This is a genomic window from bacterium, from assembly GCA_040756715.1.
GTDB lineage: Bacteria > UBA9089 > UBA9088 > UBA9088 > UBA9088 > JBFLYE01.
The window spans coordinates 1-10,211 of sequence record JBFLYE010000016.1; the positions used below are offsets into that span (position 1 = coordinate 1).

Sequence of the window (10,211 nt, forward strand, 5' to 3'; positions counted from 1 at the left end):
TTTTCCCTTTTAATTCAAAATTCAACATTCAAAATTCATAATTTTATAAAGTTTTCCTTAAGATTATCTAAACACATACATTTTGTAAAGCGTTATGGAATTAACTATATTTTTTAAACCAAAATATCTGCACTTCTTTAAACAAAATATTGACAAAGTATTAGGCGGCAAAGTATTCTTTTGAAAATAAAATGAGGGTTTTTCTTATCTTCCTTGCTGGATTGGTCTTAAGGATTCTCTTCATATTTTGTTTTCCTCAGCCAGGGGTAGTAAGTGATGCTTCTGGGTATGATATGATTGGCTTAAGCATTGCACAGGGTAATGGTTTTTGTATGGATGGAATTCTAACCGCAAGGAGGGAGCCGATATACCCATTGTTCTTGGCTTTTGTTTATTTTGTCTTTGGACATAGCTATTTGGCGGTAAGAATCCTTCAGGCAATTATTGGGGCTTTGACCTGCATCTTTGTTTATCTTATAGGAAAAAGGATATTTGGAAAGGATTGTGGAGTTTTGGCTTCCCTCTTTTGTGCATTATATCCCCATCTTATTACTACAACAGGCTTTGTCCTTACCGAGACATTGTTCACATTCTTGCTTTCTGTATCTATATATTTCTTGCTAAAAGGGCTAGAAAAAAGAAAGTTTTTGATCCTTGCTGGGATATTCTTTGGTCTTTCTACACTGACAAGGTCAGTTACTATTCTTTTTCCATTTTTCTTACTTCTTTGTTTTTTGATTTTAAAGAAGAAAGGGGCAATTTTGGATTTTTGTATTATTTCTATTTTTATGACAGCTACAATAATTCCATGGACAATCAGGAATTACATAAGGTTTCATACCCTTATCCCTGTTGCCATAGGTGGTGGATATGTCTTATGGCCAGGAACCTATATTCCTTGGGATGGGGATTGGAAATATTATGACCTAAGCGATATGAATAAATTGACAGAGGGACTTTCAGAGATAGAGGCAGATAAAAGGTTGACTAAAGAGGGATTAAAGAATATAAGGGAAAATCCTTTTGGCTATATTAAACTATGCATAAAAAAGGTATATAGGCTCTGGTTCTTAATCCCTGGAGGGAAAGAGGTTTTAAAGCCATATCCAAAGATAAAAATTGGCCTTGCTATTTTTCAATACCTTGTTATTTTCTTTGCCTTATTAGGGATAATCTTTGGATTAGAAAAATTAAGAGAATATCTTCCAATTCTTACAATTATTCTATATTTTACAGTGATTCATTCCCTTCTACTTGCTATTCCCAGATATAATTTACCTATATTTCCCTATCTTTTTCTCTTTTGTGCAAATGCTATTATTAGGATAAAGAGATGAAAAGGGAAATAATCTCAATATCCCTTATCTTTTTTATTGGATTGCTCCTGAGGTTATCCTTTGTTTTCTTCTATATTCAACCATATGTAACCGATGATGCAAAACAATATGATGAAATTGCCTTGAGTATTTCTCAAAACAAGGGTTTTTGCCTTGAGGGAGTTCCTACCGCAAGGAGGGAGCCCATTTATCCTCTATTTTTATCTACAATTTACTTTATCTTTGGACATAGCTATTTGGCGGTAAGAATCCTTCAGGCAATTATTGGGGCTTTGACCCTTGTGATTATTTATCTTATAGGGAAAAGAATCTTTGGGTTTTATTGTGGGGTTTTAGCAGGATTATACTGTGCAATATATCCCTTTTTTATAGGCCATATAGGGCTTCTCTATACAGAAATCTTCTTTACATTCCTCCTTGCCATATCAACCTATTCTTTAATTGAAGCCTGGGAAAAAGAAAAAATAAAGAACTACATTTATTCGGGAATATTCTTTGGTATTTCTACCTTAACCCGGGGAATTACCATTCTCTTTCCATTTTTCTTATTTTTTATTTTTTTAATTTTTAAAAAAAGGATTATTAATCTTCTTATCTTCTCTCTTGCTTTTGCAATGGTAATTATACCCTGGACAATCAGAAACTATATAAGATTTAATGTATTTCTTCCTATTAGATGGGGTGGTGGTCATGCATTTTGGCAGGATATTGCTGTAGCTAATGACGAAAGATGGAAAACCCAATCCGCCGGTAATGAAGAGGTTATAACTCATTACTCCTCTTCTCCTATTGAGTCAGATAAAAAATTCTATCGAGAAGGGATTTACTATATAAAGAAAAATCCAAAGGGTTATATTAAGGTATGCCTAAAGAGATTACATGGGCTTTTCTTTGGAATTCCTGCAGGAACTAGGCTTTTGAAGCCAGGTCCAAAAATGATAAAACTGGGTCTTATATTGTCTCAGTATACAGTTCTTCTCTTTGGATTGTTGGGAATTATAATTAAAATAAGAAAATATAAGATTTCTCTTCCCCTTTTTATAATCATTCTCTATTTTACCCTGATGCATTCCTTTCTTTTTCCAGGTGAACCAAGATTTTATTTGCCTGTAATACCCTATTTTTCAATATTTTGTGCAGAGGCTGTCATTACAATTTTAAGGTATTTTAAAAGATGAAGCTTTCTGTAATTATGCCGGTTTATAATGAGAAAGATACAATAGAAAAGATAATAAAAAAAATAGAAGCGGTTAATCTTTCAAAAGAGATTATCATCATTGACGATTATTCAAGTGATGGAACAAGGGAGATTATAGAGAGAATAGAGAATAAGAATGTTATCAAGATCTTTCAAAAAGAAAATAAAGGAAAAGGCTCTGCAATAAGGGCAGGGTTGGAAAGGGCATCGGGTGATATAATCATCATTCAGGATGGTGATTTGGAATATTCTCCAGAGGATTATTATAAGCTTGTTAAGCCTATTATGGAAGGAAAAGCAAGCGTTGTTTATGGCTCGCGTGTTTTGGGGAAGGGTAAGTTTTCTTATTTAAGATATGCCTTAGGGGGTAAATTTCTTTCTTTTCTTACAAACATCCTTTATGGCTCACATATTACAGATGAACCAACCTGTTACAAAGTTTTTAAGGCCGAGGTCATAAAGTCTATAAACCTTAAATGCAAAAGGTTTGAATTCTGCCCTGAGGTTACAGCCAAAGTCTTAAAGAAAGGTTATAAAATTTTAGAGCTTCCCATATCTTACTATCCAAGAAAAATAGAGGAGGGGAAAAAAATAAACTATAAGGATGGGCTAAAAGCAATATGGACACTTATAAAATATAGGTTTTTTGATTAAATTTTGCTTTATAAAAACTAAAGAAAATGGTTTATTTAGCCGATAAAAAGAATAGAAAATGTTGTCCTGATAGTCTGTTGTCTGATTTTTCCTTAAAAACCAATTTTATTTGCGTATTATGTTAGTTATAGGCAAAAAGGGAAATGAAAAATGTCCTCAATATACTAAATGAATTGAAGGATAAGGGTTTAATAAAGGATTATGCCATTGGTGGTGCAATAGGTGCTTTAAGATGGACTCAACCATTTTTTACTGAAGATTTAGATATATTTATTATTCTCAAAAAAGAAAGAGGAGAAAAAGAATTGATTATATTATCACCTGTCTATGAGTATCTTAAAAAGAAAGGTTATACCTGGAAAGGGCATTGGATAATTATAGAAGGTGTGCCAGTTGATATATTTCCGGCTGACGAACTTGAAAAAGAAGCAATAGAAGATGCAAAAGAAACAGAGTATGAAGGGACAAAGACAAAGGTAATGACACCGGAATATCTGGTAGCATTATTCTTAAGGGCATTTAGGGAGAAAGATAAAAGAAAAATAGAGATGATATTAAAACAGACGGATGTGGATAAAGAGAAACTTGATGAAATTCTAAATAAATATGGTTTAACTGAAAAGTTTAGTAAGTTCAAGAAAAGGTATTATGGGAAATAATCAAAAAATTGTTATAGACAGTAGAATATTAACTAAAAAAGAATTGTTTAGAGAAAAAGAAAAATTCCGCAAAGAACGGGCTAAACTTACTTTTAATGAAAAAATAAAGGCACTTGTTCAATTACAACAGCTTGCAGTTAGCTGGGGAGGTAAAAAGGATGTAATTGTATGGAAAATATAAAATTATCAAAATCAATTGTGGGAGAGGAAGAAAAAAGGGCATTGGCAGAGGTGATTGATGAATCTTATCTTGGAATGGGACAATTCACTAAGAAATTTGAAGATAAGCTTGCCAGATACCTGGGAGTTAAGGAAGTTATCTGTGTAAATTCAGGAACCTCTGCTTTACACCTTTCCCTTATGTCAATATTAAAACCAGGGGATGAGGTATTAGTTCAATCTCTGACTTTTGTGGCATGTTATCAGGCAATATCTGCCTGTTTTGCCATTCCCATCTCTTGTGAAATTGACCCAAAGACTTGTTTAATCGACTTAAATGATGCAAAGAAAAGGATTACTAATAAAACAAAGGCAATAATGCCGGTTCACTATGCAGGAAGGGTTGGAGATTTAGATAAAATATATGACTTTGCAAGGGAATACAAATTAAGGGTAATCGAGGATGCCTCCCATAGCTTTGGGACAACCTATAAAGGCAAGAAAGTGGGTTCTATAGGGGATATTGTCTGCTTTAGCTTTGATGGCATAAAGAACATAACCTGTGGTGAAGGAGGGGCAATTGTTTCACAGGACAATAGTGTTCTGGAATACATTAAAGATGCAAGGTTGTTGGGTATTCATAAGGATACACAAAAGCGGTATCAAGGATTAAGGAGTTGGAAATTTGATGTTAGCCATCAGGGCTATAGATACCATATGAGCAATCTTTTTGCTGCTATTGGATTGGTTCAGTTAGATAGGCTTGAAGCCGAGTTTAAACCTGCTCGCCAAAGAATAGCAAAATACTATCAGAAAATGCTTAGGCCGATTAAGGGGATATTGCTCTTTGAAGATGATTATGAACAAACCATTCCCCATATATTTCCCATCAGGGTATTGGATGGTAAAAGGGATCTTTTAAGAGAATATTTAATGGATTCTGGCATTGAATGTGGCATACATTACTACCCAAATCATTTACTAACCTATTACGGCAACCTAAAGGGGAAGTTGCCAGTTACAGAGAAAATATATAACCAATTACTCTCTATTCCCCTCCATCCTGGATTGACAGAGGAAGATCGGGAATATATTATAGAGAATATAAGAAAGTTTTTTGAAACTACAGGAGGGAAAAAATGAAGGTGGTAATTTTGGCGGGTGGATTTGGAACAAGGCTAACTGAGGAGACAATTGTTAAGCCAAAGCCAATGGTTGAGATAGGAGGAAAGCCCATTTTGTGGCATATTATGAATATCTATTCCTCGCAGGGATTCAAGGAATTTATCATTGCATTAGGCTATAAGGGTGAATACATAAAAGAATATTTCTTGAATTATTACAATTTCCAAAGCGACCTTACAATTTCTTTGAAAACAGGTGAGGTTTCAGCCTCAAAGAAGTGTTATAGGGATTGGATTGTCCATTTAATTGACACGGGGATTAGTAGTATGACAGGAGGTAGACTGTTTAATCTAAAAGAGCATTTAAAAGGCGAAAGATTTATGTTGACATATGGGGATGGCGTTGCTAATATTGATCTAAAAAGGCTTTTAAAATTCCATAAATCCCACAAAAAGATTGCTACGATAACCGCGGTAAGGCCTACCGCAAGATTTGGAAAAATAGTATTTACGGGCAATAGAGTAAAGGAATTCAAGGAAAAGCCGCAAACCGGAGAGGGATGGATAAATGGAGGATTTTTTGTCTTTGAGCCTTTTGTTTTTGATTACCTTATGAGCGAGGAGAGCGTATTAGAGGCAGAACCATTGGAAAATCTTGCAAAAGATGGACAGTTAATGGCTTATAAGCATGAAGGCTTCTGGCAATGTATGGATACATTAAGGGATAAACAATTCCTTGAGAAACTGTGGAAAGAAGGAAATGCACCGTGGAAGATATGGGAAGATTAGATGTTTCAAGAAATATATAAAGATAAAACAGTTTTACTGACAGGCCATACAGGCTTTAAAGGGTCATGGTTGACCATATGGTTAACCCTTTTAGGAGCAAAGGTTGTAGGATATTCTTCCTATCTTCCCTCTAATCCTTGCAATTTTGCTGTATGCAATCTAGGAAATCGTATTGAGGATATTGAGGGCGATATCAGGGATATAGGGAAAATGACTGATGTGTTTATGAAATATATGCCTGAGGTTGTCTTTCATCTTGCTGCACAACCAATAGTAAGAAAATCCTATGAAGACCCTAAACTTACATTTGATACAAATATCGGTGGCACGGTTAATGTGCTTGAATGTATCCGTAGAACACCAAGCATAAAATCTGCCGTTATAATCACAAGCGATAAATGTTATCAGAATGTTGAATGGGTATGGGGCTATCGAGAGAATGACCGGTTAGGAGGCGATGATCCCTATAGTGCTTCAAAGGCATGTGCTGAAATGGTGTGTAATGCTTATATTAAGTCTTTTTTTAAAGACTCAGCAAGGGTTGCTACGACAAGGGCGGGTAATGTAATAGGAGGAGGAGATTGGGCTGAGGGTCGGATTATACCTGATTGTGTTAGGGCATGGTCAGAAGATAGAGAAGTTCTTGTGAGAAACCCTCATTCAACAAGGCCATGGCAGCATGTTTTAGAGCCACTGAGTGGTTATTTATGGCTGGGAGCAAATTTATTGTCCAATAGGTTTCACGGTGAGGCATTTAATTTTGGTCCGGAGCAAAAAATCAATAGCTCGGTTAAAGAGCTTATTGAAACATTTATTTCATATTGGGGAAATGCAGGCTGGAAGAGTGAGCAATCCGAGGTTAACAAAAAAGAGAGTAAATTATTAAAACTTTCCTGTGATAAGGCATTACATTTATTAAAATGGCATCCTGTGCTTTCATTTGATGAGACAGTCAGACTGACTGCAGAATGGTATAAGGCTTATTATGGAGGGAATAGGGATATGTATAATTTTTCACTTGAACAAATAGACTATTATATCTCTGCTGCAACAAAACAAAATCTATTGTGGGTAAAGGTATGATTGAGGAGCTTATTGTTGAACCCTTAAAACAGATAGTAGACGAACGGGGTAAGGTTATGCATATGTTGCGAAGGGATTCCCCTTTTTTCACAAATTTTGGGGAGATATATTTTTCTGTAGTTAACCCTGGTGTGGTCAAGGCATGGAAAAAACACCTTAAAATGACCCAACATTTTGCTGTTCCCGTGGGAAAGATTAAACTAGTAATTTACGATGAGCGGAGAAATTCAGCTACCTACGGGAGGATTGAAATATTAGAAATAGGAGAAGAAAATTATTGTTTAGTGAAGATTCCTCCAATATTATGGTACGGTTTTCAAGGGATATCATCAAATCCTGCGCTTATTGCTAATTGTACGGATATGCCTCACAACCCAAGCGAAGTGGAGCATCTGGATTATTTGGATAAACGCATTCCCTATGATTGGACAAATGCCTAAGATTAGTGTAATTATGAATTGCTATAATTCTTCCAAGTATTTAGAAGAGGCGATTAACAGCGTATATGCTCAAACATATAAAGATTGGGAGATTGTATTCCTTGATAATGCATCAACCGATAATAGTGCTGAGATAGCAAAGGGCTATGATAGCAAATTAAAATATTACAAGAACGAAACATATGTTCCCTTAGGATGTGCCAGAAATATGGCAATTGAAAAAGCCAATGGTGAATATATAGCCCTTCTGGATTGCGATGATATGTGGAGTCCTGAAAAACTTGAATTGCAAGTTGGGCTACTTGATAAAAATCCAAACATTGGATTGGTGTATTGTGATGCATTCTTAATAAACGAAGATAATACAAAGATAATAAATCAATTTTTCAAAATAGCACAACCTTTCCGGGGAAAGGTTACAATTCCCTTAATAAACTGGAATTTTATTCCCTGTTTAACGGTTATGTTTAAAAAAGCATTATTCACGCAGGCTGGCCCTTTTAGGACAGACCTGAATATTTCGGAAGAATATGAGTTTTTCTTAAGGCTTTCTCTAATCACTGAATTTGATTATATCAATAATCCACTTGCAAAATACAGATGTCACATTGGCAGTGTTAGTAAGGATACGAAGCGAAGGTATGAAGAAATAAATGATATACTTTCATCTTTTTCAGAAAAAATTACTGATTTATCAATTAAAAAGGTTATCGCCACTAATATCTCAAAGAATAAAAAGGTGTTAATGGTTATAAAATTATTGGACTACCTTCCAAAACCTATAGGGGATTTCATAAAATCATTCCTTAAAGTGATGAATAAGCTATTAAAATTTGTTAAAAAGGCATTTTGAGGAATAGGTCAAATAATGCCTTAAAACCTTCGCCTTTTAAGGCAGAGATTTCTGTTGAATTTGGAATCTCCCTCTTAAGATGTGAAATAATGGTTTTGGAAGATAAGAGGTCTATTTTATTGAAGGCAGTTATCCTTGGATATCTTGCAACATCTAGCTCCTCAAGGATTTTTTCCACAGATGCCATCTGATTTCTAAAATAGGGATGGGATACATCAACGATGTGTAAAATAATGTCAGAGAGGCATATCTCCTCAAGGGTTGCTCTGAATGCAGAGACAAGGGAGAGGGGAAGGTTTTGGATAAATCCAACCGTATCTGTAAAAACTATATCATTCAAACCAATCCTTACCCTCCTGGACAAAGGATCAAGGGTTGTAAAGAGCTGGTTAAAAGAGGGGACATTTTCTTTGGAAAGGGCAGAAAGGAGGGTTGATTTTCCCGCATTTGTATAGCCAACAATAGAGCAGGTTAAAAAATCCCTTTTCCTTTTTTTCCTCTGTTGTTCCCTCTCCTTTTTTATCCCCTCAAGCTTCTTTTTGAGATGGCTAATCCGCTTTCTTATTCTCCTTCTATCATATTCTAGCTTTTGTTCACCTGGCCCCCTTGTTCCAATACCTCCACCCAGCCTTGAAAGATCCCTTCTTCCCGTAAGCCTTGGAAGGAGGTAGTAAGATAGAGCAAGTTCTGTCTGGATCTTTGCCTCTGCTGTCCTTGCCCTTTGAGCAAATATATCAAGGATTATCCCTGTTCTGTCAATTACCTTAAGGTCTAGCTCTTCCTCAAGGTTTCTTATCTGGGAAGGAGAAGGGTCTTGATTAAATACAACGAGATTAGCCTTATTTTCATCACAAAGCCCTTTTAATTCCTTAAGCTTTCCCTTTGTAAGCAAGAACCTGGGTGATTTTTCCTGATGTTTTTTTTGAACCAGTTCTCCTACCACCTTTCCACCCGCTGTTTCAACCAATGAAGCAAGCTCAAGAAATGAAATTTCCTCTTCCCCAGTATCAACAATAATAGCCCTTTCTATCTTCTCACCTCTTCTCCTTTCTTTAAAATTTCTTCTGTTTGGGGTGGGATAACAATTGCTTTAGAGATTTGTGCATCAGCCTTTATAACCTTTATCTTTCCAATGGTTTTTCCCCTCTCTAAAACATTAAAAATGTCTCCCTCCTTTATTCCAGAAAGACCTCCCATATTTATAAAGGCATTTCCCCCTTTTATCTTAAATATCTTTCCCTTTATGGGAAGCAATTCTTCTATCCTTTCTGAAAGATAATAAATTGCCTCTTTTATCCGGTTATCTCCAGAGCCAAGGGAGATTATTTCTTCCTCCTTTAGGCTTTCCATATCTATTAGCCTTGCACTTATTTTTATCTCTTTCTCATCTTCTTTTATCTCTGCAAAGAGCAAGAAATCAGCCCCTTTTTCTTTTGCTTTTTCAATTGCTGCCTTTTTATCATCTGTAAATTCTTGCAGTCCAATAAGGCTTAATTTCTTTGAATATGAGAGGAGGGTTTTAAGGAGATTATCAAAATAATTAAGGGAATCTGGATAGATAAGCAAAGATTTGGAAATTATAAAGCATAAAAGCCTTAATTCTGGCTCGGGAATTTCATCTATCTTTTCTTGATATACAATGCTCTTTTTCTTTTTAAAATTTATTCTTTCAACCATATCAGATGCCTCTATGCTTGCTGGCTCAAGCTCTATAATCTTTACAAGCTCATCTTCTGCATTACTAAACATCCCCCTCTTTTCATATATCCTGGCAAGGGAAAACCTTGTCTTTAAATCCAAAGGATTTAGGGAAATTGCCCTTTTGTGTTCATATATTGCAAGCTTAATCATTCCCTTCTTAAGATAATCCTCACCGGATTTAAGGTGCAAAATAGAACCCTCCTTTCTCCTTTCA

Annotated in this window: 12 protein-coding genes; 10 read left to right on the top strand and 2 right to left on the bottom strand. The window is 35.4% G+C overall.

The window, feature by feature from the left end:
- The first annotated feature begins 191 nt into the window (after window positions 1-191).
- From AB1397_00450 to AB1397_00495, 10 genes are all read left to right on the top strand, one after another.
- Window positions 192-1,337 (top strand): glycosyltransferase family 39 protein, encoded by a 1,146-nt coding sequence (locus tag AB1397_00450; GenBank protein ID MEW6481475.1) that lies wholly within the window; start codon window positions 192-194, stop codon window positions 1,335-1,337.
- Window positions 1,334-2,515, top strand: a complete 1,182-nt coding sequence (locus tag AB1397_00455) for a glycosyltransferase family 39 protein (protein MEW6481476.1) — start codon at window positions 1,334-1,336, stop codon at window positions 2,513-2,515. The genes AB1397_00450 and AB1397_00455 overlap by 4 nt, the downstream gene beginning before the upstream one ends.
- Complete coding sequence (locus tag AB1397_00460) at window positions 2,512-3,189, top strand: glycosyltransferase family 2 protein (GenBank protein MEW6481477.1); 678 nt, start codon at window positions 2,512-2,514, stop codon at window positions 3,187-3,189. The genes AB1397_00455 and AB1397_00460 overlap by 4 nt, the downstream gene beginning before the upstream one ends.
- A gap of 143 nt (window positions 3,190-3,332) precedes the next feature.
- A complete protein-coding gene (locus tag AB1397_00465) occupies window positions 3,333-3,848 on the top strand; it encodes a nucleotidyltransferase (GenBank protein MEW6481478.1) in 516 nt (171 codons plus the stop codon).
- A complete protein-coding gene (locus AB1397_00470; protein MEW6481479.1) occupies window positions 3,838-4,029 on the top strand; it encodes a hypothetical protein in 192 nt (63 codons plus the stop codon). The genes AB1397_00465 and AB1397_00470 overlap by 11 nt, the downstream gene beginning before the upstream one ends.
- On the top strand, window positions 4,017-5,150 hold the full coding sequence (locus tag AB1397_00475) for a DegT/DnrJ/EryC1/StrS family aminotransferase (GenBank protein ID MEW6481480.1): 1,134 nt from the start codon (window positions 4,017-4,019) through the stop codon (window positions 5,148-5,150). Before AB1397_00470 ends, AB1397_00475 begins: the two co-directional genes overlap by 13 nt.
- Window positions 5,147-5,920, top strand: a complete 774-nt coding sequence (rfbF, locus tag AB1397_00480) for a glucose-1-phosphate cytidylyltransferase (protein ID MEW6481481.1) — start codon at window positions 5,147-5,149, stop codon at window positions 5,918-5,920. The genes AB1397_00475 and rfbF overlap by 4 nt, the downstream gene beginning before the upstream one ends.
- Entirely contained in the window at window positions 5,921-7,003 is a 1,083-nt protein-coding gene (rfbG, locus tag AB1397_00485; GenBank protein MEW6481482.1) for a CDP-glucose 4,6-dehydratase, read from the top strand.
- Entirely contained in the window at window positions 7,000-7,443 is a 444-nt protein-coding gene (locus AB1397_00490) for a dTDP-4-dehydrorhamnose 3,5-epimerase family protein (protein ID MEW6481483.1), read from the top strand. The genes rfbG and AB1397_00490 overlap by 4 nt, the downstream gene beginning before the upstream one ends.
- Window positions 7,436-8,296: a glycosyltransferase gene (locus AB1397_00495; GenBank protein ID MEW6481484.1), complete on the top strand. Its 861-nt coding sequence runs from the start codon at window positions 7,436-7,438 to the stop codon at window positions 8,294-8,296. Before AB1397_00490 ends, AB1397_00495 begins: the two co-directional genes overlap by 8 nt.
- Here the strand turns inward: AB1397_00495 and hflX are convergent.
- Together hflX and AB1397_00505 are read right to left on the bottom strand one after the other, a co-directional pair.
- Complete coding sequence (hflX, locus tag AB1397_00500) at window positions 8,280-9,326, bottom strand: GTPase HflX (GenBank protein ID MEW6481485.1); 1,047 nt, start codon at window positions 9,324-9,326, stop codon at window positions 8,280-8,282. The genes AB1397_00495 and hflX overlap by 17 nt on opposite strands.
- The coding region (locus tag AB1397_00505) for a hypothetical protein (protein ID MEW6481486.1) at window positions 9,323-10,211 on the bottom strand (889 nt) is incomplete at its 5' end. The genes hflX and AB1397_00505, both read right to left, overlap by 4 nt.

Coding starts and splice junctions, on each gene's coding strand:
- AB1397_00450 (MEW6481475.1), top strand. CDS start 192: ATGAGGGTTTTTCTTATCTTCCTTGCTGGATTGGTCTTAAGGATTCTC.
- AB1397_00470 (MEW6481479.1), top strand. CDS start 3,838: ATGGGAAATAATCAAAAAATTGTTATAGACAGTAGAATATTAACTAAA.
- AB1397_00465 (MEW6481478.1), top strand. CDS start 3,333: ATGAAAAATGTCCTCAATATACTAAATGAATTGAAGGATAAGGGTTTA.
- AB1397_00455 (MEW6481476.1), top strand. CDS start 1,334: ATGAAAAGGGAAATAATCTCAATATCCCTTATCTTTTTTATTGGATTG.
- AB1397_00460 (MEW6481477.1), top strand. CDS start 2,512: ATGAAGCTTTCTGTAATTATGCCGGTTTATAATGAGAAAGATACAATA.
- rfbF (MEW6481481.1), top strand. CDS start 5,147: ATGAAGGTGGTAATTTTGGCGGGTGGATTTGGAACAAGGCTAACTGAG.
- AB1397_00490 (MEW6481483.1), top strand. CDS start 7,000: ATGATTGAGGAGCTTATTGTTGAACCCTTAAAACAGATAGTAGACGAA.
- AB1397_00495 (MEW6481484.1), top strand. CDS start 7,436: ATGCCTAAGATTAGTGTAATTATGAATTGCTATAATTCTTCCAAGTAT.
- AB1397_00475 (MEW6481480.1), top strand. CDS start 4,017: ATGGAAAATATAAAATTATCAAAATCAATTGTGGGAGAGGAAGAAAAA.
- rfbG (MEW6481482.1), top strand. CDS start 5,921: ATGTTTCAAGAAATATATAAAGATAAAACAGTTTTACTGACAGGCCAT.